Below are 22,343 nucleotides of genomic sequence, written 5' to 3'. Positions count from 1 at the left end.
CCTTATGACAGATGCTCCAGCACCCCGGCGGCCGATTGAAAAGGCAGTCCATGGGCCTCGGCCACGCTGCCGCAGGTGATTGCACCCCTGGCCACGTTGAGCCCATTCAGCAGATGCGGGTCGTCTTGCAAGGCGCGGCGAGTGCCCTTCTGGGCGAGCGCCACGACGAACGGCAGGGTGGCGTTGTTCAGTGCCAGGGTCGAGGTACGTGCCACCGCGCCGGGCATGTTGGCCACGCAGTAGTGCACCACATCATCGACCACATAGGTGGGCTCGGCATGGGTCGTGGCGCGGGAGGTCTCGGCGCACCCACCCTGATCGATGGCGACATCCACCAGCACTGCACCGGCCTTCATCTGCCGCACCATGTCCGCAGTGATCAGCTTGGGCGCGGCAGCTCCGGGAATCAGCACCCCGCCAATCACCAGATCGGCCGCCAGCACCTGCTCGCGCACCGCCGCGCGAGTGGAGTAGAGCGTGGTGATGCGATTGCCGTAATGGGCATCGAGCCGGCGCAGCGCGTCGACGCTCTTGTCCAGCACCGTGACATCGGCGCCCAGGCCGACCGCCATCGCCAGGGCATGACTGCCGACCACGCCGCCACCGAGAATCACCACCTTTCCCGGCGCCACGCCTGGTACGCCTCCCAGCAATACACCACGCCCGCCGCGGGCCTTTTCCAGGCAGCCGGCGCCGGCCTGGATCGACATGCGCCCGGCCACTTCCGACATCGGCGCCAGCAACGGTAGCCGGCCCTGTGCATCGGTCACCGTCTCGTAGGCGATGCAGGTGGCACCGCCGGCCATCAGCTCTTCGGTCTGTGCCCGATCCGGCGCCAGGTGCAGGTAGGTGAACAGCGTGTGGTGGGCTCGCAACCTGGCGCGTTCCACCGCCAGAGGCTCCTTGACCTTGATGATCAACTGCCCCTGCTGGAACACCTCGCACGAATTACGGGCGATCTGTGCGCCCGCCTCGAGGTAATCCTCGTCGGCGAAACCGACAGCGGCACCGGCATGGGTTTCGATCCAGACCTCATGACCGAGCGCCGTCAGCTCGGCCACCGACTGTGGCGTGAGGCCGACTCGGTACTCGTGGTTCTTGATTTCCTTGGGTACGCCGATTCGCATAACCATCTCCAACCATTGCGGGCCAACAGTTGCAGTCTAGGAAAGCGTGAGCCAGCTCACAGGAAAATCCGCGAGAAATTTCGTCCGTCCGTCACTGCCCGAACAACAGGCGCCGCGCCTCTGCGGTGAGCAAGGCCTGCGGATCGGCATTCACCTGCTCTACCAGCGCGTAGGCACGCTGTACTGCGGGGCGTGCATCGATGCGTTCGAGCCAGGCGGCCATGTTGGGGAAGTCCTCCAGTTTCTGTTGCTGCATCTTCCACAGCTTGGCCCAGGGATAGATGGCCATGTCGGCGATGGAGTAGTCGCCCGCCACGTAGTCGCGCCCGGCCAGTTGACGGTCCAGCACGCCGTAGAGACGGGCGGTTTCCTTCACATAGCGGTCGATGGCATAGGGAATCGGCTCCGGCGCGTAGCGCACGAAGTGGTGGTTCTGCCCGGCCATCGGTCCAACGCCGCCCATCTGCCAGTACAGCCACTGCAGCACCGTGAAACGCGCGCGTGTCTCGCGCGGCAGGAACTGCCCGCTCTTGTCGGCCAGGTATTCGAGAATCGCCCCGGACTCGAAAAGGGCGATGGGCTCACCGCCATCGGCCGGCGCATGATCGACGATGGCGGGAATGCGGTTGTTCGGCGCGATCTGGAGAAACTCGGGTGCGAACTGCTCGCCCTTGCCGATATGCACCGGGACGACGCGGTAGTCCAGCCCGGCTTCCTCGAGAAAGATGCTGACCTTGTGGCCGTTGGGAGTGGTCCAGTAGTACAGGTCTATCATTGGTTTTCCTCCACGTGGATCGCGGCCCGCTTGACCGGGCCGTGAGTCGCTTCATACGTCTGCAGGATGCGCGCGAACCAGGCGCCCAGCGCCGAATCGTCGGCCCAGGGTTGCGCGCCCAGGCACCAGGCCCAGAGCAGCATGCCGGCCAGCAGGTAGTCACAGCCTCCAGGGGCCTGACCGTCGAGGAAGGGCTGATCACGCAGCCACATCTCCAGCGACGCCACGCCTTCACGGAACAACCGCTCACCGCCCTGCGGATCGGCGAACGCCTCCAGACTCATGCCCAGCGCCTTCTCCCGGCTACTGCGGAAATACTCGCGGTCGGCCGGGTCGATCACCTGCCAGACCCTCGGGATCAGAGTCTTCAACAGCGGCACACGCACCATATGAAAGCTCAGGCGCTCGATCAGGCGGGCGCGCTCGGCAGCCAGCGCGTCACCGAGCAAGGGACGTTGTGGATAACGCTGATCGAGGTAGGCGAAGATCGCCAGGCTGTCATGCACCGTTTCACCTTCGTCGATCAGCACCGGCACCAGCTTCTGCCCGGAAAAAGCGATCAACTCCTTGTCGGTGAAACGTGTCGGTCGGCTCTGCCAGTCCAGCCCCTTGTGCGCCAACGCCAGACGTACGCGCCAGCAGTAAGGCGAAAACACCAGCTCAGGATCGGCACCGCATAACTCGAACAATTCCCGCATACCACCCCCATTCAAAACCAATCAGTCCAAAAATCAAGCGAACAAAAACCAGCACAGGACGACTCAGGCGCAATCCAGGCTGGCCATCACCACTGCCACGGTGGCGCGGATCGAATCCGCCGGCACCGCGGATTTCACCTGGGTACGCAAGCCACTCATCACACATTGCAGATAACTGGCGCGAGCCGCGAGGTCCTGAGCGTTGCTCAGCTCGCCGCAGGCCACGGCGCGTTCGAGCGCCTGTTCGAAGACCTGGCAGATACCTGCCGTGGCCCGTTGCAGAACCGGCACCAGCGCTGGCTCCGACAGGGAGAATTCATTGGCGACATTGACCAGCATGCAGCCACGCGGCACGCCGTCAGGGCCGTCGTCTTCGAGCACACTGAGCAATCGCTCGCGGATGAAAGCGAGCGGCGAGGTGCTGGCAGCAAGCTGTTCCAGCAACAAGGCACGACGCTGCGCTACGTAGCGGCTGAAGGCAGCGACGAACCAGGCCTGCTTGCTCGGGTAAGTCTGATACAGGCTGCTCTTGGACAGCCCGGTGGCCGCCTGCAGGTCCTGCAGCGACGCGGCTTCATAACCGCGTTGCCAGAACAGCTGCATGGCGTTTTCCAGGGCCCGGTCCGGGCAGAAGCTCTTGGGGCGTCCACGTGTCGTCATGCACGCAATTTAGAACCGATCGGTTCTAAATTCAAGCCTTGGGCTCCTTCAGATCGACGATGCCGCGCAACAACTCCACCGGTAGTGGAAAGACGATGGTCGAGCTCTTGTCACTGGCGATATTGCTCAGCGTCTGCATATAACGCAGCTGCATGGCGCCGGACTGGCGGCCGAGCATCTCGGCGGCCTGCATGAGTTTTTCCGAGGCCTGCAGCTCGCCTTCGGCGTGAATCACCTTGGCCCGCCGCTCGCGCTCGGCCTCGGCCTGCTTGGCGATGGCGCGGATCATCGACTCGTCGAGGTCGACGTGCTTGATCTCGACGTTGGCCACCTTGATGCCCCAGGCGTCGGTCTGCGCGTCGAGCACCTGCTGGATGTCGAGGTTGAGCCGCTCGCGCTCGGCGAGCATCTCGTCCAGCTCGTGCTTGCCGAGCACTGCACGCAAGGTGGTCTGCGCCAGCTGGCTGGTGGCGACGTGGTAATCCTCGACCTGGATGATCGCCTTCTGCGCGTCGAGCACGCGGAAGTAGACCACCGCGTTGACCTTGACCGAGACGTTGTCGCGGGAGATCACATCCTGGGTCGGAACGTCCAGCACGATAGTGCGCAGGTCAACCCGCACCATCTGTTGCAGCCCGGGGATGACCAGCACCAGGCCCGGCCCCTTGACCCGCCAGAAACGGCCGAGCTGGAACACCACGCCACGTTCGTATTCGCGCAGGATGCGAAACGATGAGACGAGCAGTGCCAGGACGATGATTACCAACGAAAGAAAACTCAGTTCGAAGCCCATCAGTGACCTCCTTGGGGCGGGGATTCATCCACCGCGCTGACCTGCAGATGCACGCCATCGCGCGCCGTGACTCGTACCTGCTGCCCGGGCCTTAACGCAGAGGCGCCCTGCACCTGCCAACGTTCGCCCTGCAGCGCCACCCAAGCGACGCGCGGATCGTCGTCGCGCACCGCGACTATCGCCACCAGGCTGCCGACCAGACCGCTGTCACCGGCCACCTGCTGACGCCGCCTGGCCCGAAGCGCCATACCGACTATGGCCAGGATCAGCGCGGCACTGATCAGTGCGAGGGTGAAGATCAGCGCCAGCGGGATGCCGAAGCCCGGCACGTCGGTGTCGATCAGGATCAACCCGCCGAAGACGAACGCAACCACCCCGCCGATACCGAGCACGCCGAAGCTGGGCAAGAAGGCCTCGGCGGTGATGAAGGCAATACCGAGCAGGATCAACGCGACCCCGGCGTAGTTCACCGGTAACAGCTGCAGGGCATAGAGCGCGAGCACCAGGCTGATGCCACCGAGCACACCGCCGACGCCGCTGCCGGGATTGGAGAATTCGAAGAACAGGCCGTAGACACCGATCATCATCAGGATCAGCGCCACGCTGGGGTTGGTGATCACCGCCAGCAGCCGGGTGCGCCAGTCCGGCGCATGGCTGATCAGCGTCGCACCGGCGGTGGTCAGGGTGACTTCGACGCCTGCAGCTTGCAGGGACTTGCCATCAAGCTGGCGCAGCAGATCGCTCAGGTCCCTGGCCAGATAGTCGATCACCTTCTGCTCCAGCGCCTCCTCGGCGGACAAGCTGACAGCCTCGCGCACCGCCTGTTCGGCCCACTCGGCATTGCGCCCGCGCATATTCGCCAGACCGCGGATGTAGGCGGCCGCATCGTTGACCTGCTTGGCGGTCATGGCATCAGCCGGCATCTTGTCGGCTTCGCCCTTCTTCTGCGTGTTCTCCTTGTCCTCGCCCGTCGGTTTGCTCGGCGCCCCCGGCATGCCAATGGCCACCGGCGTGGCTGCGCCGAGATTGGTGCCCGGCGCCATGGCGGCGACATGACTGGCGTAGAGGATATAGGTGCCGGCGCTGGCTGCCCTCGCGCCACCCGGGGCGACATAGCTGGCCACTGGAATCTGGCTGGCGAGAATCGCCTTGATGATGGCGCGCATGGAGCTATCCAGGCCGCCCGGCGTGTCGATTTCGATCACCACCAGTTGCGCACCTTCATCCACCGCCTTGGCCAAGCCGCGCACCAGGTAGTCGGCACTGGCCGGGCCGATCACCCCGTCCACCTGCAGCTGCACCACCGCGCCCGGCGCCGCACTCGCCCCCACCGAACCGCAGAGGATCAGGGCACACAGACACAGACGCAACCAGCCAGGAAACACGTTCGACTCCCAGGCCCCGCAGTGATACCAGGCAGCTGGCGGAGGGCCTCTGTTGAGCATAGTTCATGCCTCCAGCGGCTCCCGCGACAGGACCGGCGGATGTGCTACAGGGGATGTACGGGTGCGCCAGCAGTTGCTCGCTGTAGAAGCAGACTTATCCGCGAGACGGACGACGAAATTGCAAAAGGCACCAGGCCAAACAGATTGCCGGCAGACAGATACCCAGTGACTGGCCAGTTCCGGTAGGCTGCTCAGATCGTTTCCGACCAGACTTCCTATGCCCCGCCCTCGCCTTCGTCAATCACTGCGCCGCCTCTGGGCGCTGGACAAGTTCAGCGCCAGCCTGCGGGTATTCATCGCCCTGGCCGGAGCCCTGGCGCTATGCGGGTGGCAGGGCTGGATGCATGGGCTGATCCCACTGTTTCTCGGCATCATCGCCAGCGCCCTGACCGAGACCGACGACAGCTGGAAAGGCCGCCTCGGCGCAGTGCTGGTCACCCTGGCCTGCTTCAGCGCGGCGGCCTATGCGGTGGAATTTCTCTTTCCCTATCCCTGGCTGTTCGTCATCGCCCTGGCCTTTTCCGCCTTTTGTCTGACCATGCTCGGCGCACTCGGTGAACGCTTCGCCACCCTGGGTTCCGGCACGCTGATCCTCGCGGTGTACAGCATGATCGGCGTCGAGCAGCGCGGCGGCGTCGCCGGCCTGTGGCTGGAACCGTTGCTGCTGGTGGCTGGTGCCGCCTGGTACGGCCTGCTGTCGGTGATCTGGCATGGCCTGTTCGCCCATCAGCCGGTACAGCTCGCCCTGGCCCGACTGTTTCGCGAGCTGGGCAAGTACCTCAAGCTCAAAGCAGCGCTGTTCGAACCCGTGCGCCAGCTGGATGTGGAGCAACGCCGTCTGGAGTTGGCCCAGCAGAATGGCCGCGTAGTCTCCGCACTCAACGCGGCCAAGGAGATCATCCTGCACCGGGTCGGAGGCGGTCGCCCAGGCCCCAAGGTCAATCGTTATCTGAAGCTGTACTTCCTTGCCCAGGACATCCACGAGCGCGCCAGCTCGTCGCACTACCCTTACAACGAACTGGCCGAAGCCTTCTTCCACAGCGATGTGCTGTTTCGCTGCCAGCGCCTGCTGCGTCTGCACGGCGAAGCCTGCCAGCGCCTGGGCAGTGCCATCGAGTTGCGCCAGCCGTTCGAATACCGCGAGCTGTGCAGCCAGGCTCTGGAAGACCTGCATGCCTCCCTCGACCACCTGCACCTGCAAAGCAACCCGGCCTGGCGCCGCCTGCTGCGCTCGCTCGGCGCTCTGGCCGGCAACCTGGCCAGCCTCGACCTGCTGCTCGGCAGTGCCAGCAACCCCGACGCCCTGGCCGATGAGCAGGACAGCAGCCTGCTGGATCGCGAACCGCATTCGTTGCGCGAGGTCATCGAGCGTATCGGCCAGCAACTGACACCCACCTCGCTGCTGTTTCGCCACTCGCTGCGCCTGTCCATTGCTCTGGCTGCCGGTTATGGCCTGCTGCACCTGATTCATCCGACCCAGGGCTACTGGATTCTGCTGACCACCCTGTTCGTCTGCCAGCCGAACTACGGCGCCACGCGTCTAAAGCTGGTGCAGCGCATCGTCGGCACCCTGATTGGCTTGGGGTTAGGCTGGGCATTGATCGATCTGTTCCCCGACCCACGCATCCAGGCCCTGTTCGCCGTGGTCGCCGGCGTCGCCTTCTTCGCCACACGCAGCACGCGCTACACCCTGGCCACGGCGGCGATCACCCTGCTGGTGCTGTTCTGCTTCAACCAGATCGGCGATGGCTATGGCCTGTTCCTGCCGCGCCTGGTCGACACCCTGCTCGGCGGCATGCTGGCCGGGCTGGCGGTGTTCCTGATCCTGCCGGACTGGCAGGGCCGTCGCCTGGGGCGCATGTTGGCCAGCACGCTGAGCTGCAACAGCGCCTATCTGCGGCAGATCATCGCCCAGTACGCACACGGCAAGCGTGACGACCTCGGCTACCGCCTGGCTCGACGTAACGCGCACAACGCCGATGCAGCTCTGTCCACCACACTCGGCAACATGCTGATGGAGCCAGGGTACTTCCGTAAGGACGCCGACCTCGGTTTTCGCTTCCTGGTGCTGTCGCACACCCTGCTCAGTTACCTCTCCGGGCTCGGCGCCCATCGTGGCGAGCAGTTGCCGCAGACGGCCCAGGCACAATTACTGGAACAGGCCGAAGCGCTGGCGAGCAGCCTCGATGAAATCGCCACCGGCCTGCGCGGCGAGCAGCCGTTAGCCATTCACAGCGACGAGGAACAGGCACTGGCGCAGAGCCTGGAGCAGATCGCCGACGACGTCGACGAGCGCCAGCGCCTGGTGCAGACGCAACTGGCGCTGATCTGCCGCCAGCTCGCGCCCCTGCGCACGCTGGCCGCGCATCTGCAGAAGGATCGCCACTAGCAGGCTCACGGGGCTTTCTGCCACTATCTGACGACGCCTAGTTCCCAGGCCTTGCCCATGCCAGCCAACCGACACACCACCCTCACCTACCTGGCCTCGCTGCCGGGTCTGCTGCTGGTGTGCAGCCTGCTGTTGGCGTGCCAGGTCACTCTCGCCAGCACGCGCCTGGACGACAGCAGCGCAGCACAGGATCTCTATGGACGGGTCGACTTTCTCGTCGATCCCCAGAGCGCGCTGAGCCTGGACGACGTTCGCGCTGTCGATGCCCCTTTCCAACCCTCGTTGAACCGCCGTGACCTCAACTTCGGCTACGTGCCGGGAGTGATCTGGCTGCGCCTGGCGCTGCAATCGGATGCCCAGCAAACACGCGTCTGGCGCCTGGAGCTGAATTACGCCTCGCTGGACGAGGTGCGCCTGTACGACATCGGCGCCGATGGCGTGCGCGAGTCGCGCAGCGGCGACACCGTGCCCTACGCGCAGCGCAGCGTCGGCCATCGCAACCCGGTATTCGAGATCGCGCTGCAGCCCGGCGAGCAACGCACGCTGTACCTGCGCGTCGACTCGCGCGGCAGCATGACCCTCAGCGGCACCCTGATGCCTGCGCGCGATTTCGAGCAGCACAGTCAGAATGGTTATCTGGTGCATGCCATCTACTTCGGCGTGCTGATCGCACTGGGGCTGTACAACCTGCTGCTGTTTCTCGCCCTGCGCGAACGGCCTTTCCTCAACTATGTGCTGTTCATGTTCGCCTTCGCCCTCAGCGTGCTCTCGCTCAATGGTCTTGGCGCGCAGTATTTGTGGTCCGAAGCTGCGCCCTGGAGCAACCGCATGCTGCCGGTCAGCCTGACGTCGGCGGCGCTGCTGTCGGTGGTTTTTGCGCGCAGCTTTCTCGATACCCGCCAGTGGCTGCCGCGCTGGGACAAGGGCCTGCTGATGCTGTCCATCGCCATCGGCGTGGCCGTCTTGGCCAGTGTGCTGCTGCCGCTGCAGCGCGCGCTGCAGCTGATGTCGCTGACCGGCCTGATCGCCACCCTGACACTACTGCTCACCAGCTTCGTCTGCGTTGGCTACCGGGTGCCCGGCGCTCGCCTGTTCGCTCTGGCCTGGCTGATGCTGCTGACCGGCGCGGTGCTGCTGGCGTTGCGCAACTTCGCCCTGATCCCGTCGAATTTCCTTACCCTGTACGCCATGCAGATCGGCTCGGGGCTTGAGATGATCCTGTTGTCCTTTGCCCTGGCAGCACGTTTCAACGAACTCAAGCGCCAGCGCGAGGCCGCGCTGCAGCTCAACGAACAGATCCTCGCCAAGCGCGTCACCGAACGCACCCAGGCCCTGGAACAGGCCAATCAGCGCCTCAGTGAGCTGGCCCTGCAGGACCCACTGACCGGCCTGGCCAACCGTACCGCCCTGCAGCAACACCTGGAGCAGGCACTGGCGCGCAGCCTGCGGCGCAACGAACTACTGGCCGTGATGCTGATCGACCTGGACGGTTTCAAGCCGATCAACGACCAGCACGGCCATGGCTATGGCGACCTGGTACTGGCCGAAATAGCGCGGCGCCTGCGGCAGTACGTGCGCGATACCGATCTGCCTGCCCGCCTCGGCGGTGACGAGTTCGTGGTGATCTGCGAGAGCGTGCAATCAGCCGAACATGCGCATGACCTGGCCAAGCGCCTGCTGGAAGGACTGGACACGCCGATGCACCTGGAAGATCGTGCCGTGCGCGTCGGTGCCAGCATCGGCATCGCCCTGAGCTGCGGCGCCGACGATGCCACCATGCTGATTCGCCTGGCCGATGCCGCCATGTACCGCGCCAAGGCCAAAGGTCGCAACCGCGTTCAACTGGCCACCCAATAGCTTTGAAGAGGGGCCGCCGTCCCTTTCACCAACCCGAATCCGAAACGCACCATGGACAAGAATCTGCTGCTGCAAGACGTGCTCACCCATCTGCAGACCGACCTCGAACAGGCCAGCCTCGCCGCCCTCAGCGCCCACGAAGCGGCTACCCACGAAGAGAACGTCGCCGAGAACAAGTACGACACCCTGGGCCTGGAGGCCGCCTACCTGGCCAGTGGTCAGGCGCGCCGCGTCGAAGAACTGCGCCAGACCCTGATCACCTGGCGCCAGTTGCGCCCGCGCCCCTTCGATATCGAGCAGGGTATCCAGCTCGGCGCACTGGTGCAGCTTGCGGCCGAGGATGGCCACGAACAATGGCTGTTCCTTGGCCCACCAGGCGCCAGTATGAAACTGCAACTGGCCAACCAGACCATCCAGGTGCTCGGCCATACCGCACCGCTCGGTAGGTTGCTGCTCGGCAAGAAGCCCGGCGACGAGATAAGCCTGCCAGTAGGGAACCGCCAGCAGGTTTTCGAGGTGCTGGCAGCCACGTAAGAGGAACTATCTGGGCTAGGGTTGGTAATGAGCGATGAACACCACGCCTTGCGAGAGCCCATACCATGGAAAATCCAATCCACAGCTTGCCAGCCCTGTTCAAGCAGCTCGGTCTGCCCGACGACGCCGCCAGCATCAGCGCCTTCATCAGTACCCATTCGCCGCTGCCAGCTGCTTGTTCGCTGGCCGACGCCCCGTTCTGGAGCCCGGCGCAGGCTGCGCTGCTGCGCGAGGAAATCCTCGAAGACGCCGACTGGGCAGAGGTAGTCGACCAGCTCAACGTGCGCCTGCATAGCTAAGACGTCCAGGGTGCGCCACCGGTGCGCACGGCGCACCCTATGATCGAGCCAGCCGCGCCCTGTGGCTCAGCCTGTGCCGGTCATTTCGCGCCAGGTCAGGTACATGCGCAGGTCGAACTCGATCTGCGCATAGCCTGGCAACATGTGATCGCACAGCTTGTAGAAAGCCTTGTTGTGATCGGCCTCCTTCAGGTGCGCGAGCTCATGCACCACGATCATCTGCAAGAAGGCCGGCGCCGCATCGCGAAACAGCGAGGCGACGCGAATCTCCTTCTTCGCCTTGAGCTTGCCGCCCTGCACCCGCGAGATCGCCGTGTGCAGGCCCAGGGCGCGGTGCGTGAGGTCGAGGCGATTGTCGTAGAGCACCTTGTCGATGGCCGGCGCATTCTTCAGGTGTTCCTGCTTGAGCGCCATCACGTAGCCGTAGAGCGCCTTGTCGCTCTGCACCTCATGCCGGCCCGGATAGCGCTGCGCCAGGTAGTCGCCCAACCGGTCATCGGCGATCAGTTGGCGAACCTGCTGCTGCAAGGCAACCGGATAACCCTGTAGATACTTCAACGATACGATTCCACATACATCAGGACCGCCAGTGTAACGGATGCCGCATTACTCGCTGGGCACCACACGCAGTAGGCGCCCCTCTGGGTTATCGGTGAGCAGATAAAGCGCGCCGTCCGGCCCGCTGCGCACATCGCGAATGCGCTCGCCCAGCTCCTCAAAGAGGATTTCCTCACCGGCCAGCATGCCGTCGCGCACGCGAATGCGTCGTACGCTGCGCTCGGCCAGGGTGGCGGCGAACAAGTCGCCCTGCCACTCGGGGAAACGCTCACCGCGATACAGGGTCAGGCTCGACGGCGCCACCGAGGGCGTCCAGTGCAGCAATGGCGAGGTCAACCCCGGCAGCTCGGTGTAGGGGCTCACGCGCGCACCGGTGTAATCGATACCGAAGGTCGCCAGCGGCCAGCCGTAGTTGTTGCCGGCCTCGATCAGGTTGAGCTCGTCCCCTCCGCGCGGGCCGTGCTCGTGGCTATACAGCCGGTTGTGCTCGGCGTCGTAGAAGATGCCCTGGACGTTGCGGTGGCCGAGGCTGTAGATCTCCGGCGCAGCGCCTTCCTGCCCCACCAGCGGGTTGTCCTGCGGCACGCTGCCGTCGCGGTTCAGGCGCACGATCTTGCCCAGGTGGTTGGCCGGGTTCTGCGCCTGCTCGCGCCAGTCGAAGCCGTCGCCCAGCGTCAGCACCAGGGTCTTGTCGGCGAGAAAGGCGATACGCCCGCCGTAATGCGCGGCGCCAGCCTTGAGCGGCTGGGCGGTGAACAACACTTCGAAGTCGTGCAGCTCGTCATCCACCAGGCGGGCGCGAGCCAGACGCGTGTTGTTGGCCTCCAGCGAGCCGTGCGCATAGGTCAGGTACAGCCAGCGGTTGTCACTGTAGTCGGGATCCAGCGCCACTTCCATCAACCCGGCCTGGGCAGCGATGAAGGCTTCGGGCAAACCCGCCACCGGCTCGGGATCGACACTGCCGTCGGCTTCGATGATGCGCAGCCGCCCGACACGTTCGGTAACCAGCATGCGACCGTCCGGCAGGAAAGCCACGGCCCAGGGGTTCTCCAGGCCTTCGCTGAAGATTTCGACACGGTAGTCCTGGGCCAGCAGCGGCGTGCTGACGAACAGGGCGCCGAGCATCAGCGCGCGGGTGCTTCTCAACATGGGCAACGCCTTGTCACAGAGAATCGGAGGAAGTCGGCTGCGTCCGGTAGCGCACTTGTCGGCCGAGCAGGCCGAACAGCAGCGCACCGACGCTACCGCAGGCCATCAGCCCGAGCGTGCCGAAAGGGCTGCGGTCAGCGGCAATCAGAGTCGGCATCGGCGCCAGCGCATTGGCCAGTGCCAGTGCCGTCCAGATGGCTGCAGCACCGGCCAGCACGAAGATCAGCCACCGCAGCGGCGGCATGCGCCGCGCCAGCCAGTTAGCCAGCGGCAGGGCGATGAGAAACCCCAGGGTACTGAGCAGAGCGAAGGTCGGGGCGAAGCCGAGTAGATCGAGGCAGGTGGTGCCGACGCGCACATCCAGCGGCATCGGCGCGCCGAGCGCCTGCAGCGCGGCGAGATTGGTCTGGGTCTGGAAGATCGAGGCGAGCAGCGAGGCCAGCAACACGGCAAGAAGGAAAGCGAGCAACAGACGTGGCTTGCTGGACATGGGTGGCAGGTTCCCGGAACGACAGTGCAGGGATTATGGCGTACCCCATCAGCCGTTATGCCCTGGGTGTTTTACAGGGTTTTACCTGCACCGAGCCGAGCGCAGCACGACAGGATTCCAGAGTGAATCGAAACGCCACCGATCACAACCTTATATTGACGCCAACAATGCGACGTACGGCCCTCTCGCTTTCCCACCGGCGGCCGTTACAACGCCTGCCACGAGCGCACTCGCTGCTCGCGACAGGCAGCCCTGCCGCCCTTCTAGCTCGCGCGTCACCGGCTGGAACGCCAAGTAAGCCGTTACTGACTCCTGGATGAGATGTGCCACCGACTGAAGTTTCCGTTTTTCAGGAGCGTTGAACATGATCGAACTCGCCATGTGGAATCTCAGCATTCCAGTCGGCGTCCCGGCGACTACCATCGAAACCCGCGTGCTGGCCGGTGGATATCAGGATCACTATTTCCAGTCCAAAGATGGCGCCATCTTCTTCTGGTCACCGGTCAACGGCACCACCACCGAGAGCGCCAAGTACCCCCGCAGCGAGCTACGCGAGACCTACGCCGACGGCAGCCTGCGCAACTGGACTTATCCGGGAGCCGACCATTTCCTGCGCGCCGCGCTGAGCGTTAGCCAGGTGCCGTCGACCGGCAAGATCGTCATCGGTCAGATCCACGCCTACAAGAGCTCGATGCCGCTGCTCAAGCTGGAATACCAGTACAAGACCAACACCGCCAGCGGCAATATCGTCGCCAAGGTACGCCTGAGCCCCGAGGCCGAGATTCAGACCGTTACCCTGGCTACTGACATTGCCCTGAGCCAGCGCTTCACCTATGTGGTTCACCTGACACCCAAAGGCACGCTGGTAATCAATCTCAACGCCAGCAAATGGAGCACTCGACTTCACTCGAGCTGGGCTCAGAAGCCGCTGTATTTCAAGGCCGGCGTTTACACCCAGGACAACACTGGCTACGAGACCGAGGCGGGAGCCGCGCGCTTCGACAAGCTGCTTATCGAGCACCGCGCCCTGCTCAGCGCAGCACCCTGAAGCCCGAACGCCAGGCATGAAAAAGCCGCGATGCTTGCGCAGTCGCGGCTTTCGGCTGAACCAGGCGGCGGGCTTGCGCCCGCACAGGCTCAGTTGACCTTGGCGTTCAACTCGCCGCTGGCGTAGCGCTGGAACATGCCTTCCAGGGAGATCGGCTTGATCTTGGAGGCGTTGCCGGCGGTGCCGAAGGCTTCGTAGCGGGCGATGCAGATGTCGCGCATGGCGACAATGGTCTTGGCGAAGAACTTGCGCGGGTCGAACTCGCTCGGGTGCTCGGCCATCATGCGGCGGATGGCGCCCGTGGAAGCCAGACGCAGGTCGGTGTCGATGTTGACCTTGCGCACGCCGTGCTTGATGCCTTCGACGATTTCTTCGACCGGCACACCGTAGGTTTCCTTGATGTCGCCGCCGAATTCGTTGATCACCTTCAGCCATTCCTGCGGAACGGAGGAGGAACCGTGCATCACCAGGTGGGTGTTGGGGATGCGCTTGTGGATTTCCTTGATGCGCTCGATGGAGAGCACGTCGCCGGTTGGCGGCTTGGTGAACTTGTAGGCGCCGTGACTGGTGCCGATGGCGATGGCCAGGGCATCGACCTGGGTAGCCTTGACGAAAGCGGCGGCTTCTTCCGGGTCAGTCAGCAGTTGGCTGTGATCCAGCACGCCCTCGGCGCCGACGCCGTCTTCTTCACCGGCCATACCGGTTTCCAGGCTACCCAGGCAGCCCAGTTCGCCTTCCACGGACACGCCACAGGCGTGGGCGAACGCAACGGTCTGCTGGGTCACACGCACGTTGTAGTCGTAGTCGGCCGGAGTCTTGCCGTCTTCCTTGAGCGAGCCGTCCATCATCACCGAGGAAAAACCCAGCTGGATGGAGCGCTGGCAGACATCAGGGCTGGTGCCGTGATCCTGGTGCATGCACACCGGGATGTGCGGGAACTCCTCGATGGCAGCCAGGATCAGGTGGCGCAGGAAAGGCGCGCCTGCGTACTTGCGGGCACCAGCGGAGGCCTGGACGATGACCGGCGAATCGGTCTTGTCGGCGGCTTCCATGATGGCGCGCATCTGCTCGAGGTTGTTGACGTTGAAGGCCGGCACGCCGTAGCCGAATTCGGCGGCGTGGTCGAGCATCTGGCGCATGCTGATAAGTGCCATGGTGTTTCTGTCTCCCGGTTTGGAGGTCGTTAATCGTGCAAGCCTGCCGCAGGGGCAGGCGTTGTTCAAGTTTCCTGAAGCTCGGGCATGCCCGCAGTTCTCGCCTCGGCGTCGCCGAGGATGTTACGGGGCCTTGCAGCCGCGGCCTATCAGGTCATCGGTCGCCGTCCAGTAGACCAGGCCTTCCTCACCCTTGGTGTGGAAGGACAAACGCCCGTCACTGTACAGGGCGCCAGATCCTGCCGGCTCCTGAGTCAGACGGTAAACGATGTCGTCACCGCCCAGGCGCAGATCCACCTGGTCGACGCTGTCGTTGGCGAAGCGCCACAGTACTTCGGTCTGGCTGTCGCATACCCAACGATTCCATTGATCCGGTGCCTCTGGCTGACTGCTGCAGGCCACAAGCAGCAGGGTGGCGGCAGCAAGCCCCACCAGTCTGATTCCGATCATTGCCTCTCCTCGTCAGCAACGCTGTTCCGGTGTCGAACCCGTGGGCTGACCACTGCTCTGCTCGACACGCTGATCATCCTGAGTGGTTGGAGTTTCGATCTGCGCCGGGCTGAACACCTCGCAGGCCGCTTCTCGACCACCGCCAGCGCAACCCGCCAGCAATATACCCATGACACTCAAGACGGCTAACTTGCCCATGACATGACTCCTTGTTCGATGATCCGGTTTTCTACAGACCACCCGTTCACGTCAGGGTTTAATCCGCGGCGGGTGAAGGACGCCCCTTCACCCTAGCCGGTGTTTATTGCGCGCGTTGCTCCAGCACTTCCACAGCTGGCAGCACCTTGCCTTCGACGAACTCGAGGAACGCGCCGCCGCCAGTGGAAATGTAGGAGATCTTGTCGGCTACGCCATATTTGTCGATGGCTGCCAGGGTGTCGCCACCGCCAGCGATGGAGAACGCAGGACTTTCGGCGATGGCCAGGGCCAGGGCCTTGGTGCCGTTGCCGAACTGATCGAACTCGAACACACCGACCGGGCCGTTCCACAGGATGGTCTGCGAAGCCTTGAGCATCTCGGCGAACATCACCGCAGTCTGCGGGCCGATGTCGAGGATCATGTCGTCTTCAGCCACATCCTTGACCGCCTTGACGGTGGCTTCGGCATCCTCGGCGAAGGCCTTGGCGACCACCACGTCGACCGGCAGCGGTACGCTGACCTTGGCCGCAATGGCCTTGGCGGTGTCGACCAGATCGGCCTCGTACAACGATTTGCCTACCGGCAGGCCGGCAGCAGCGAGGAAGGTGTTGGCGATGCCGCCGCCGACGATCAGCGAGTCGCAGATATCGGCCAGGGAGTTGAGCACGTCCAGCTTGGTCGACACCTTGGAGCCGGCGACGATGGCCAGCATCGGTCGGGCCGGTTTGTCCAGGGCCTGGCCCAGGGCGTCCAGCTCGGCAGCCAGCAGCGGGCCGGCGCAGGCGACCTTGGCGAACTTGGCCACACCGTGGGTCGAGCCCTGAGCGCGGTGAGCAGTACCGAAGGCGTCCATCACGAACACGTCGCACAGGGCAGCGTACTGCTGGGCCAGCTCGTCGGTGTTCTTCTTCTCGCCCTTGTTGAAGCGTACGTTCTCCAGCAGCACCAGCTCGCCGGCCTTGACCTCGACACCGCCGAGATAGTCCTTGACCAGCGGCACGTCGCGGCCGAGCGCCTTGCTCAGGTAGGCGGCGACCGGTGCCAGGCTGTCTTCTTCGCTGTAGATGCCCTCTTCCGGGCGCCCCAGGTGCGAGCAGACCAGCACGGCAGCGCCCTTCTCCAGCGCCAGCTTGATGGTCGGCAAGGAGGCGAGGATGCGCGCGTCGCTCTTGACCACACCGTCCTTCACCGGGACGTTGAGGTCTTCGCGGATCAACACGCGCTTACCGGCGAGGTCGAGGTCGGTCATCTTCAGAACGGTCATGGATCAGTCCTTCACAAAGGCTGGTTGTACGGAGGAAGTGGATGCAGCGAGAAAATGTTCGGCGACATCGAGCATGCGGTTGGCAAACCCCCACTCGTTGTCGAACCAGGCCAGCAGGTTGACCAGGCGCGGGCCGGACACACGGGTCTGGCTGCCGTCGACGATGGCCGAATGCGGGTCGTGGTTGAAATCGCAGCTGGCGTGCGGCAGTTCGGTGTAGGCCAGCAGCCCCTTTAGCGGGCCACTTTCCGCCGCCTGGCGCAGCACGCGGTTGATCTCTTCTGCAGACGTATCGCGCGCGGTCTGCAGGGTGATGTCCAGACAGGAGACGTTGACCGTCGGCACACGGATGGCCTTGGCCTGGATACGCCCAGCCAGCTCCGGCAGCAAGCGCTCTATGCCACGCGCCAGGCCGGTGGACACCGGGATCACCGACTGAAAGGCCGAGCGCGTGCGGCGCAGGTCTTCGTGGTGGTAGGCATCGATCACCGGTTGGTCGTTCATCGCCGAGTGGATGGTGGTAATGGAGACGTACTCCAGACCCACCACCTCATCGAGAAGTTTCAGCAACGGCACACCGCAGTTGGTGGTGCAGGATGCATTCGATACCAGTCGCTCGGCGCCGCTCAGGCACTGCTGATTGACTCCGTAGACCACGGTGGCATCGATATCCGCCTCGCTGGCCATCGGCTGCGACAGCAGTACGCGCGGCGCGCCGGCGTCGATGAAGCGTTGCGCCTGGTCACGGGTGACGTACTGGCCGGAGCACTCCAGCAGCAGATCGATATCCAACGCCGCCCAGTCGATGGCCTCGGGCTCGCTCTGGCGCAGCACCTTCACGCAATCGCCGTTGATGTGCAGACAGTCTCCATCGACCTTCACCTCGCCGGGAAAGCGCCCGTGGGTGGAGTCGAAGCGGGTCAGGTATTCGATGCTGGCCTGATCGGCCAGGTCGTTCAGCGCGACGATTTCCAGACTCGCCGAATTGCCACGCTCATGCAGCGCGCGCAGCACGCAACGGCCGATGCGGCCATAACCGTTGAGGGCGACACGATAGGGACGATTGGACATAGGATATCTCGGATGAACGTAGGGTGGATCGCGCTTTATTGATCCACCGGGCGGTGTAACGGTGGATCAACAGAACGTCAGCTACGCGCCCTGATCCACCGCTACAGCGTCGTTCTCGCTCAGGCGTCCAGCAGTTCTTCGGCAGTGGCGACGATGTTGTCGACAGTGAAGCCGAAGTGCTCGAACAGTGCGGGAGCCGGGGCCGACTCACCGAAGCTGGTCATGCCGATGATGCGACCTTCCAGGCCCACGTACTTGTACCAGTAGTCGGCGTGCGAGGCCTCGATGGCGATGCGCGCACTTACCTGCAGCGGCAGCACGTCCTGCTTGTAGCCGGCGTCCTGAGCGTCGAACACGCTGGTGGAGGGCATCGACACCACGCGCACCTTGCGGCCGGCGGCGGTCAGCTTGTCGTAGGCCGCCACGGCCAGACCGACTTCCGAACCGGTGGCGATCAGAATCAGCTCCGGCTCGCCGCCGCTGTCTTTCAGTACGTAGCCACCGCGAGCGACATCGGCCAGTTGCTGGGCGTCGCGTGCTTGGTGCGGCAGATTCTGGCGGCTGAACACCAGGGCGCTCGGGCCGTCGGCGCGCTCGATGGCGTACTTCCAGGCCACGGCGGACTCCACGGCATCGGCCGGGCGCCAGGTATCGAGGTTTGGCGTGCCACGCAGGCTGGCCAGTTGCTCGATCGGCTGGTGGGTCGGGCCATCTTCGCCAAGGCCGATGGAGTCGTGGGTGAACACGTACAGCACACGCTTCTTCATCAGCGCGGACATGCGCACGGCGTTGCGCGCATATTCCATGAAGATCAGGAAGGTCGCACCGTAAGGCACGAAACCGCCATGCAGGGCGATACCGTTCATGATGGCGCTCATGCCGAACTCGCGAACGCCGTAGAACATGTAGTTGCCGGACGCATCTTCGGCAGATACGCCCTTGCAGCCCTTCCACAGGGTCAGGTTGGAGCCGGCCAGGTCGGCCGAACCGCCGAGAAATTCCGGCAGCAGCGGGCCGAAGGCATTCAGCGCGTTCTGGCTGGCCTTGCGGCTGGCGATGGTCTCGCCCTTCTCGGCGACGTCCTTGATGTAGGCCGCGGCCTTCTCGGCAAAATCGGCCGGCAGTTCACCGGCAATGCGGCGCTTGAACTCGGCGGCCAGTTCAGGATGGGCAGCGGCGTAGGCGGCAAACTTATCGTTCCAGGCGGCTTCGGCGGCAGCACCAGCGGCCTTGGCGTCCCACTCGGCATAGATCTCGGCCGGGATTTCGAACGGGCCATGGTTCCAGCCCAGCGCGGCGCGGGTCAGGGCGATTTCGTCGTTGCCCAGCGGGGCACCGTGGCACTCTTCCTTGCCCTGCTTGTTCGGCGAACCGAAGCCGATGGTGGTCTTGCAGCAGATCAGGGTCGGCTGGTCCACGCTCTTGCGCGCGGTCTCGATGGCCATCTTGATCTCTTCGGCGTCATGGCCGTCGACGTTGCGGATCACCTGCCAGCCGTAGGCTTCGAAGCGCTTTGGCGTGTCGTCGGTGAACCAGCCCTCGACTTCACCGTCGATGGAGATGCCGTTGTCGTCGTAGAAGGCGATCAGCTTGCCCAGGCCCAGGGTACCGGCCAGCGAGCAGACTTCGTGGCTGATGCCTTCCATCATGCAGCCGTCACCGAGAAACACGTAGGTGTTGTGGTCGACGATGTTGTGACCTTCGCGGTTGAACTGCGCGCCCAGCACCTTCTCGGCGATGGCGAAGCCGACGGCGTTGGCAATGCCCTGGCCGAGCGGGCCGGTGGTGGTCTCGACACCCGGGGTGTAACCGTATTCCGGGTGGCCCGGGGTACGACTGTGCAGCTGGCGGAACTGCTTGAGGTCTTCGATGCCGAGGTCGTAGCCAGTCAGGTGCAGCAGCGAATAGATCAGCATCGAGCCATGACCGTTGGACAGCACGAAGCGGTCACGATCAGCGAAGTTCGGGTTGCTCGGGTTGTGCTTGAGGTAGTCGCGCCACAGCACTTCGGCGATGTCCGCCATACCCATGGGGGCACCGGGGTGGCCGCTGTTGGCTTTCTGCACGGCATCCATGCTCAGGGCACGAATGGCATTGGCTCGCTCACGACGGCTGGGCATCGCTGAATCTCCTACGGGGGCTGCTTCTGAATGAAGGGGGCGAAAAAAGACGCCTATTTTCGCCCAGCCGACCCCCATGGGGCAATGACAGATGGTCGTAGAGACCAAATCAGCCCGCCTGTTCGCTCAGAACGCTCACCGCCGGGCTGCCCGGCCCACCCAGGCAGGGCGCCTGAAACAACTCGCCATGCCAGACGCCGGCGAGCGTGCGACTGAACACCAGCGTCCAGACCGCCGCCAGTTGCACCGCCAGCAGCAGACCGATGAAGGCGAACAGGCTCAAACCGGTCGCGGCCTGCAGCTCGAAGGTGGCCAGGGCGAATACACCCAGCGGAAAGGTAAAACCCCACCAGCCGAGGTTGAACGGCATGTTGTCGCGAATGTAGTGACGGGTGAACAGCGTAGCGATCACCAGCCACCACAGCCCAGCGCCCCACAAGGCCAGGCCGCCGATCAGACCGAGATCCCGCGCCAGCTCGGCGGCGCTGACCAGTGGCGTACCGGCAAAAGCCAGCGGCGCCGCCTGCCCCATGCTCAGAAGCCCCAGACAACCGGTAGCCAGCGGCCCCAGCGGCAGCCAGCTGGTGGCGGCGAAATCGGTATCCGGCAATTTGTGCAGGGCCAGGCGCAGCAGCACCAGAGTGATCAGCGAGAACGCCAGCGACAGCGACAATCCCCAGAGCACGAAACCGGCCACCAGCAACTGTTGCGCCGCCTCGGCCGCCAGATGCGGCGCCAGCGCCCCTGCCGTGCTGGCGGCGACCTCCGGTGCGACGATAGGTAGCAGCCAGACCGCGGTGAGCTTCTCCAGCGCATGATGCTGGCGGGTGAACATCAGATAAGGAACCAACAAGGCGCCGAGCAGCGCCAGCGCCGCGTCCAGCCACCACAGTGCATGGGCCAGCACGTAGATCCCTTCGCCCCAGCGCGGCACACCGAACAGCAGCAAGCCCTTGATCAGCACCGCCAACCCCATGGGAATGGCGCCAAGGAACATCGATTGCACCGGATGCAGCAGCATCGGCCAGACGGTGTCGCGAAACAGCACCAGACGCAGCAGAAACAACAGGCTGAACAGAGCGAACAGGCCGACTGCGACAAACCACAGCCCCTCGGCGAGCATCGACATTCCCGGCAGATGCCAGGGCAGATGAGCGATCACCAGCGCCAGCACACCGGTGCCCATGGTCATGGCGAACCAGCTGGGGGTGAAATGACGAATGAAAGCCAGGGGCTCGGGTAGACGACTGAAGGGGCGCGGCATGAATCGGGTGGTCCCGTGACATGAGTGATGGCGCAAGGGTAAGAATTGGCTTGCCATATGAAAAATACATATTCAGCATTCAATCCATACTTTTCTTTTATGCATAAACCATGAATCTCCATCACCTGAAGGTTTTTCTGGCCGTGGCAGAAGCCGGCAGCATCAGCGCCGGCGCCGAACGCCTGCACATCAGTCAGCCTGCCGTAACGCGGGAAATTCGCGATCTCGAAGCCAGCCTCGACCTGCGCCTGTTCGATCGCCAGCCACGCGGCGTGCGACTGACCGAAGGCGGCCTGCGCCTGCATGACTACGCGCGACGCATTTTCGCCCTGGAGCGCGCTGCCGAACGCGATCTGCGCGACTTTGCCCAACTGGAACAGGGCGAGCTGCACCTGGGCGCCAGCGCCACGCTCGGCTCCTACCTGCTGCCGCCACTCCTCACGCGCTTCCGCGCCCTGCATCCACAGATATTCGTCAGCCTGGAAGTAAGCAACACCGACGTCGTGACCCGGCAACTGGACGAAGGCCGCATCAGCCTGGGCTTCGTCGAAGGCCCGTTCGCACAGGCCGACTACGCGCATCACCTGTTGGCACGCGATGCCCTGCTTCCGGTGGTATCGCCGCTGCACCCGCTGGCCAGGGCCGAGCGCCTTGAGGCCCGCGACCTGCAGACGTACCCGCTGTACATGCGCGAACCCGGCTCAGGTGCTCGCGCCAGCATCGAGCAGGCCTATCGCGACCACGGATTGGAGCCAGAGGCCGGCATGGCCATCGGCAGCACCGAGGCGCTCAAGCGCCTTCTCACCGACGGCAAGGGCATCGCCTGGCTGTCGCAGCGGGTGGTCGAACGTGAACTGGCCAGCGGCGAACTGCAGCGTTTGGCAGTGCAGGACCTGCAGATCGAGCGTGAACTGCATGTACTGTGGCGACTCGGCACCAGCCTGAGCCCGGCCCCCGCAGCCTTTCTGCAGTTGAGCCAGGCTCCAGGCTAGCCACGAAT

The 22,343-nt window shown here is 64.1% G+C and carries 22 protein-coding genes; 6 read left to right on the top strand and 16 right to left on the bottom strand.

Features of this window, described 5'->3' with window-relative positions; all coding sequences use genetic code 11:
- Positions 1 to 2: 2 nt before the first annotated feature.
- The 6 genes from ald to GV002_RS14200 form a co-directional block, all read right to left on the bottom strand.
- Entirely contained in the window at positions 3 to 1,127 is a 1,125-nt protein-coding gene (gene ald, locus GV002_RS14225; protein WP_160019040.1) for an alanine dehydrogenase, read from the bottom strand.
- A 91-nt stretch (positions 1,128 to 1,218) separates the two neighbouring features.
- Positions 1,219 to 1,902, bottom strand: a complete 684-nt coding sequence (locus tag GV002_RS14220; protein ID WP_160019039.1) for a glutathione S-transferase N-terminal domain-containing protein — start codon at positions 1,900 to 1,902, stop codon at positions 1,219 to 1,221.
- Complete coding sequence (locus tag GV002_RS14215) at positions 1,899 to 2,600, bottom strand: glutathione S-transferase N-terminal domain-containing protein (protein WP_160019038.1); 702 nt, start codon at positions 2,598 to 2,600, stop codon at positions 1,899 to 1,901. The genes GV002_RS14220 and GV002_RS14215 overlap by 4 nt, the downstream gene beginning before the upstream one ends.
- A 63-nt stretch (positions 2,601 to 2,663) precedes the next feature.
- Positions 2,664 to 3,203, bottom strand: a complete 540-nt coding sequence (locus GV002_RS14210; protein ID WP_160019037.1) for a TetR/AcrR family transcriptional regulator — start codon at positions 3,201 to 3,203, stop codon at positions 2,664 to 2,666.
- Between the two features lie 88 nt (positions 3,204 to 3,291).
- A complete protein-coding gene (locus tag GV002_RS14205) occupies positions 3,292 to 4,053 on the bottom strand; it encodes a slipin family protein (protein WP_160019036.1) in 762 nt (253 codons plus the stop codon).
- Positions 4,053 to 5,498 (bottom strand): NfeD family protein, encoded by a 1,446-nt coding sequence (locus GV002_RS14200; RefSeq protein ID WP_256667093.1) that lies wholly within the window; start codon positions 5,496 to 5,498, stop codon positions 4,053 to 4,055. Before GV002_RS14200 ends, GV002_RS14205 begins: the two co-directional genes overlap by 1 nt.
- A gap of 217 nt (positions 5,499 to 5,715) precedes the next feature.
- Here GV002_RS14200 and yccS point away from each other — a divergent pair, with 217 nt between their 5' ends.
- From yccS to GV002_RS14180, 4 genes are all read left to right on the top strand, one after another.
- Positions 5,716 to 7,887, top strand: coding sequence for a YccS family putative transporter (yccS, locus tag GV002_RS14195; RefSeq protein WP_160019034.1), 2,172 nt, complete (start codon positions 5,716 to 5,718; stop codon positions 7,885 to 7,887).
- A 57-nt stretch (positions 7,888 to 7,944) separates the two neighbouring features.
- Complete coding sequence (locus GV002_RS14190; protein WP_160019033.1) at positions 7,945 to 9,744, top strand: diguanylate cyclase; 1,800 nt, start codon at positions 7,945 to 7,947, stop codon at positions 9,742 to 9,744.
- Positions 9,745 to 9,795: 51 nt separating this feature from the next.
- Positions 9,796 to 10,278, top strand: coding sequence for a GreA/GreB family elongation factor (locus GV002_RS14185; protein WP_160019032.1), 483 nt, complete (start codon positions 9,796 to 9,798; stop codon positions 10,276 to 10,278).
- A 65-nt stretch (positions 10,279 to 10,343) separates the two neighbouring features.
- Positions 10,344 to 10,577: a DUF2789 domain-containing protein gene (locus GV002_RS14180; RefSeq protein ID WP_160019031.1), complete on the top strand. Its 234-nt coding sequence runs from the start codon at positions 10,344 to 10,346 to the stop codon at positions 10,575 to 10,577.
- Between the two features lie 66 nt (positions 10,578 to 10,643).
- Here the strand turns inward: GV002_RS14180 and GV002_RS14175 are convergent, their stop codons facing one another.
- Genes GV002_RS14175 through GV002_RS14165 form a run of 3 tightly spaced genes read right to left on the bottom strand, consistent with a single transcriptional unit; the run spans position 10,644 to position 12,774 of the window.
- Positions 10,644 to 11,144, bottom strand: a complete 501-nt coding sequence (locus tag GV002_RS14175) for a YgjP-like metallopeptidase domain-containing protein (protein ID WP_178094749.1) — start codon at positions 11,142 to 11,144, stop codon at positions 10,644 to 10,646.
- Between the two features lie 39 nt (positions 11,145 to 11,183).
- Positions 11,184 to 12,284 carry a PQQ-dependent sugar dehydrogenase gene (locus GV002_RS14170; RefSeq protein WP_160019029.1) on the bottom strand — a complete coding sequence of 367 codons (1,101 nt, stop codon included), beginning with the start codon at positions 12,282 to 12,284 and terminating at the stop codon, positions 11,184 to 11,186.
- A gap of 13 nt (positions 12,285 to 12,297) precedes the next feature.
- A complete protein-coding gene (locus GV002_RS14165; RefSeq protein ID WP_160019028.1) occupies positions 12,298 to 12,774 on the bottom strand; it encodes a hypothetical protein in 477 nt (158 codons plus the stop codon).
- 364 nt (positions 12,775 to 13,138) lie between these two features.
- Between GV002_RS14165 and GV002_RS14160 the strand changes: the two genes are divergently transcribed.
- Positions 13,139 to 13,822: a polysaccharide lyase family 7 protein gene (locus GV002_RS14160; protein WP_160019027.1), complete on the top strand. Its 684-nt coding sequence runs from the start codon at positions 13,139 to 13,141 to the stop codon at positions 13,820 to 13,822.
- 89 nt (positions 13,823 to 13,911) lie between these two features.
- Here the strand turns inward: GV002_RS14160 and fba are convergent, their stop codons facing one another.
- The 7 genes from fba to GV002_RS14125 all read right to left on the bottom strand — a co-directional run bounded on the left by fba (position 13,912) and on the right by GV002_RS14125 (position 21,343).
- Entirely contained in the window at positions 13,912 to 14,976 is a 1,065-nt protein-coding gene (fba, locus tag GV002_RS14155; protein ID WP_160019026.1) for a class II fructose-bisphosphate aldolase, read from the bottom strand.
- A 123-nt stretch (positions 14,977 to 15,099) separates the two neighbouring features.
- Complete coding sequence (locus GV002_RS14150; RefSeq protein WP_160019025.1) at positions 15,100 to 15,426, bottom strand: MliC family protein; 327 nt, start codon at positions 15,424 to 15,426, stop codon at positions 15,100 to 15,102.
- A 12-nt stretch (positions 15,427 to 15,438) separates the two neighbouring features.
- A complete protein-coding gene (locus tag GV002_RS14145) occupies positions 15,439 to 15,624 on the bottom strand; it encodes a hypothetical protein (protein ID WP_160019024.1) in 186 nt (61 codons plus the stop codon).
- A gap of 103 nt (positions 15,625 to 15,727) precedes the next feature.
- Positions 15,728 to 16,888 (bottom strand): phosphoglycerate kinase, encoded by a 1,161-nt coding sequence (locus GV002_RS14140; protein WP_160019023.1) that lies wholly within the window; start codon positions 16,886 to 16,888, stop codon positions 15,728 to 15,730.
- Between the two features lie 3 nt (positions 16,889 to 16,891).
- Positions 16,892 to 17,959: an erythrose-4-phosphate dehydrogenase gene (epd, locus tag GV002_RS14135; protein ID WP_160019022.1), complete on the bottom strand. Its 1,068-nt coding sequence runs from the start codon at positions 17,957 to 17,959 to the stop codon at positions 16,892 to 16,894.
- A gap of 119 nt (positions 17,960 to 18,078) precedes the next feature.
- Positions 18,079 to 20,079 (bottom strand): transketolase, encoded by a 2,001-nt coding sequence (gene tkt, locus GV002_RS14130; protein ID WP_160019021.1) that lies wholly within the window; start codon positions 20,077 to 20,079, stop codon positions 18,079 to 18,081.
- 109 nt (positions 20,080 to 20,188) lie between these two features.
- Positions 20,189 to 21,343 carry a TDT family transporter gene (locus tag GV002_RS14125; RefSeq protein ID WP_160019020.1) on the bottom strand — a complete coding sequence of 385 codons (1,155 nt, stop codon included), beginning with the start codon at positions 21,341 to 21,343 and terminating at the stop codon, positions 20,189 to 20,191.
- Positions 21,344 to 21,453: 110 nt separating this feature from the next.
- On the opposite strand from GV002_RS14125, the gene GV002_RS14120 reads away from it, so the two are divergent.
- On the top strand, positions 21,454 to 22,335 hold the full coding sequence (locus GV002_RS14120; RefSeq protein WP_160019019.1) for a LysR family transcriptional regulator: 882 nt from the start codon (positions 21,454 to 21,456) through the stop codon (positions 22,333 to 22,335).
- Positions 22,336 to 22,343: the final 8 nt, after the last annotated feature.

It is taken from the genome of Pseudomonas sp. 8O, assembly GCF_902506495.1.
GTDB classification, from domain to species: Bacteria; Pseudomonadota; Gammaproteobacteria; order Pseudomonadales; family Pseudomonadaceae; genus Aquipseudomonas; species Aquipseudomonas chaetocerotis.
This window is presented reverse-complemented; position numbering and strand designations above follow the sequence as displayed.